Source organism: Tenacibaculum sediminilitoris (assembly GCF_964513795.1).
In the GTDB taxonomy this organism is placed as follows: domain Bacteria; phylum Bacteroidota; class Bacteroidia; order Flavobacteriales; family Flavobacteriaceae; genus Polaribacter; species Polaribacter sediminilitoris.
Genome location: NZ_CAZEQR010000039.1, coordinates 1 through 4,037, shown reverse-complemented (window position 1 = coordinate 4,037; position 4,037 = coordinate 1). Strand labels below are relative to the sequence as shown.

Below are 4,037 nucleotides of genomic sequence, written 5' to 3'. Positions count from 1 at the left end.
TTTTTACATTTACCAGACGATGTAATGCAGGCAGGACGTTCTTTTTACAAATTTTCTGGAGATGTATGCGGTAAAAAAGGGTATACGGAGAAAAAAAACGCAGTGATTTATTTAACTTTACTATCAACTACAACAAGCCTCAAAACGGTGCTACACCCCTGTTTAATGGGAACATAAGTGAAACTCATTGGAATACGTTAAGTGTAAACAATACGAGCAACCCTGTAAGTAATCGATATGTTTTTTCGTATGACGCAATGAACCGCATTGTAAGTGCTATCGACAATACAGGGCGATATAACCTACAAAATGTAACCTATGACAAAAATGGGAATATCAAGACGCTTGTAAGAAAAGGGCATTTAAATGTAGGAGCAACAAGCTTCGGTACGATGGATAATTTAACCTATACCTATGATAATGGTAATAAACTCATGAGAATCTCAGATGGAGCTACTATAGACCAGTTTGGGTTTAAAGATGATGTGCTAGGTAGTACAGTAGATACAACAGATGATTACACCTACGATGCGAACGGAAATATGCTAACTGATACAAATAAAGGTATCACCTCAAATATTACGTACAATCACTTAAACTTACCAGTGCAAATCAATGTAGGAGGTCAACCAATTAAATATACCTACGATGCTTCAGGTGCTAAACTTAAAAAAGTAAGTAATGGCGTTACCACAGAGTATGCAGGAGGGTTTAGATATGTAAATGGTGCATTAAAAGACTTTAAACATGCTGAAGGGTATGTGAAGAATGACAATGATACATTTAATTATGTGTATTCGTATACCGACCATATAGGAAATGTACGCTTGAATTATGCAGACTTAAATAATGATGGAGTTATACAAGTAGCTACCGAAATTTTGGATGAAAAAAATTATTATCCCTTTGGAGGAACCCATGAAGGGTATAACACAAATGTAAATGGAGCATACTATCCATTTGGGTATAATGGTAAAGAGGAGAACGATGAAAATGGCTTAGCTACTTTAGACTTTGGATCTAGAAATTACGATAAATGGGCAGGTCGTTGGATGAATATTGACCCATTAGCTGAAAAATTTGTAGAAGTATCTCCATATAGTTATGCTAAGAATAACCCTATATTTTTTGTAGATCCCGATGGTCAAGAACCTGTTCCAGGTCCTTTTACAGGAAAAGGTTCGAAGTCTTCTAATGGTACTATTACTGTTCATAGAATTACCGCAGGTCAACGATATGCACTTAATATATATTATGCAACAGCAGTTACTTTCACAGGTCGTGCAGGGCAAGTTGTGGGACTATATGATTCTTTAAAAACTATAGGAGACAATAATAAAAACACGCAAACAAGAGCAGGTGTAGCTAGTCAAGTAGCTTTAGAAGGAAGTACTGAATTTTTAACTAGTAAAGCTGCTAAGAAAGGTATTGGACAAGCTTTTGATCGTTTTGGAAATGTTATTAAAAACGGAAACCCAGTACAGAAATTAGCTAAAAATGTAAAAGGAGGCTTGGGAGCAATAGGTATTGTTGCAGCTGTTACTTCTAACTCTGACCCCTCTCGTGATGAATTAATGTCAAAATGGACATTTCAATTTGCAGAAAGCGTAATTCCTGGAGGTAATATTAATATAGTTCAAGATGGGTTATTCGATGTTAGAAATGACAAATCAACTGTTCAAGGGGTTGAAAGCAGGTTAAATGCTATACATGCAAGTATAGGTCTTTTCTTATCTGGGCAAGATTTTGATTTAACAACAAAGGAAGGTGTAAATGGGGCTAGTAAATATATTACAGAAAATGCTAAGTATATTTCTTCGATGGCAAAACTTATTTATAGCTACTACAATAATAAAAAAGATGAAGAAAATAAATAAAATAACTAATCAAAAAATTCATTTAATAGCTATATTTTTATTTCTTACAGGAGGAATTTATAGTCAAAATACAACATTAGATAGTAATCTTTTGTTGGGTAAATGGGATTCTTATAAAATAACGACATTAGATGGTAATGATGGTAGCAATATTACGTTTGATGGAAAACCTTTTAGAAAAAAAGTAATGATGAACTTTATTAGTTCTGAAAAAATGCTTTTCTCAATTAATAACAGTGATGAGATTAAAATTAAATATACTGTAAAAGACAGTGTAATTAGCATAGGTCATGGAAAATATAGGATAATTAACTTAAAGGACGGAAAATTAGTTTTAAAAGAAGAAAAACTTTTAGCTAATCTTATTTACCTAAAAAAAGATTAGTGCTAAAATAATAATAATTATATATATAAATAGACCGATAGAAGAGTACTTATGGTACTCTTCTATTTTTTTCTTAAACCCTAGTTCCTTATTTTTTTGTACATCAAAAAGACTACCATTATTTGTACGATTCACCGTCCCAAAAGGAAAAATAAGCAATAAGTATTTAATGTCATTTTCTAAAGGTTCTTCTATTCTTTTATATGCAAAATCAACTCTTTGAAGAGCCTTAGATGTTAGTTCTTCACTAGCCTCTATTTTTTGAACCTTGGCATATAACTCTTTTTTTTCAATGTTTTCATTAAGAATTAAATGAACAAAATTTTCTACGGTATATTGAATATACTCTTCTTGGTGGTTCATATTATTATTTAATTTTAGCTTTTTTATATTAATAACCTTAAGTTAAACTCTCAATAAGTATTCTAATAAAACTAAATTTTAAAGCTAAAAAAGTTCATAAAAAAACTAATTAACTTTATTTATAAGCCAATCTAGTTTTAGCGTCTCTTAAAAGAGCATCTAAATTATATAAGATAGCTTCCTTATCTTTTTGAGGTAGTTCACTAATATCTTTTAATCTACGTAACATATCAGCATCTTTAAGAAGTTCGTTGGTATCTGTTTCTCCAACAAGGTAAGCTACAGTAGTATCTAAAAGTTCAGCTAATCTTTTAACAGCATCAATAGATGGGTTCACATCATCACGCTCATACTTACCAATAACAGAGTGGTTAGTATTAAGAGCTTTGGCTACCTCATTTTGAGATAAATTTTTATCCTTTCTACAATCACGCAAACGCTTACCAAATGTACTCATATCAATAGTTATGATGCTTATTTAATCAATTTTCACAAATATACTGTTCAAAAACGAATTAAAAAAGCATGATATGATTTTGCGAAATGATTTATATATAGTAGTTTTGATGCAAATATGAACAAGTAAATATTTTAAAAAATGTTAGATACCACCAATACGAACAACTATAGTTACCTAACAAAGCACTTAGAGATACATGTTTTAGGAGGTATTAGAGTAAATAAACTAGAGAGTTTACGGGTCACGGTGTCGGTTCAAAAGGTTAAATCAAACAATATTGTACGCCACTCAATAGACCTGTACAACGATACGCAAGTCGAAAAGTTTGTACGAAGATTGGCAGAACGTTTAGCCATCGGTACAAGTGTGGTACGAAAGACTTTACAAGAATTAACCCACGAGTTAGAAAATTACAGGTTCTTACTGCTGGATAAACAAGAGCAAGCCAACAAGCCACCATACAAAACTCTAAATGCTACGGAAGAGAAAGAAGCTATCGACTTTTTAAAAAAGGGAAAATTGCTACCTAGAACCAATGAGTACATCGGCAGAAGCGGGGTAATCGGAGAAGAAACCAACCGCCTGCTGATGTATCTCATTTTTACCAGTCGTAAAACAAACAACCCCTTACACTGTATTAGTTTAGGAAGTAGCGGAGTAGGAAAAACTCACCTACAAAGTAAAGTAGCAGAACTTATCCCGGAAGAAGATAAGGTGGAAATTACCGTATTATCAGCCAATGCCTTTTATTACTTCACTCGTACAGAATTACAACACAAGCTTATTTTAATAGAAGACCTAGACGGAGCAGAAAGTGTCCTGTACCCACTACGAGAATTACAGTCTAAAAAGAGAATAACAAAAACGGTCGTACATAAAGATAGCAAAGGAACAACTAAAACGATACACTTAACAGTAGAAGGTCCAGTATCAGTAGCAGGCTGTACCACCC

4 protein-coding genes and 1 pseudogene are annotated in these 4,037 nt (G+C 32.9%); 3 read left to right on the top strand and 2 right to left on the bottom strand.

The window, feature by feature from the left end; translation table 11 throughout:
* Positions 1–257: 257 nt before the first annotated feature.
* Positions 258–1,877 (top strand): RHS repeat domain-containing protein, encoded by a 1,620-nt coding sequence (locus ACKTSW_RS09615; protein WP_408025049.1) that lies wholly within the window; start codon positions 258–260, stop codon positions 1,875–1,877.
* Entirely contained in the window at positions 1,861–2,262 is a 402-nt protein-coding gene (locus ACKTSW_RS09610) for a hypothetical protein (protein WP_408025048.1), read from the top strand. Before ACKTSW_RS09615 ends, ACKTSW_RS09610 begins: the two co-directional genes overlap by 17 nt.
* On the opposite strand, the gene ACKTSW_RS09605 is transcribed toward ACKTSW_RS09610, so the two are convergent.
* Together ACKTSW_RS09605 and ACKTSW_RS09600 are read right to left on the bottom strand one after the other, a co-directional pair.
* The gene (locus ACKTSW_RS09605) at positions 2,248–2,625 is read right to left on the bottom strand and encodes a hypothetical protein (protein ID WP_408025047.1); all 378 of its coding nucleotides are present in this window, start codon (positions 2,623–2,625) and stop codon (positions 2,248–2,250) included. The two genes, ACKTSW_RS09610 and ACKTSW_RS09605, sit on opposite strands and share 15 nt — an antisense overlap.
* 115 nt (positions 2,626–2,740) lie before the next feature.
* The gene (locus tag ACKTSW_RS09600; RefSeq protein WP_121147442.1) at positions 2,741–3,082 is read right to left on the bottom strand and encodes a helix-turn-helix domain-containing protein; all 342 of its coding nucleotides are present in this window, start codon (positions 3,080–3,082) and stop codon (positions 2,741–2,743) included.
* Positions 3,083–3,223: 141 nt separating this feature from the next.
* On the opposite strand from ACKTSW_RS09600, the pseudogene ACKTSW_RS09595 reads away from it, so the two are divergent.
* A pseudogene (locus ACKTSW_RS09595) lies at positions 3,224–4,037 on the top strand (hypothetical protein); the annotation flags it as partial.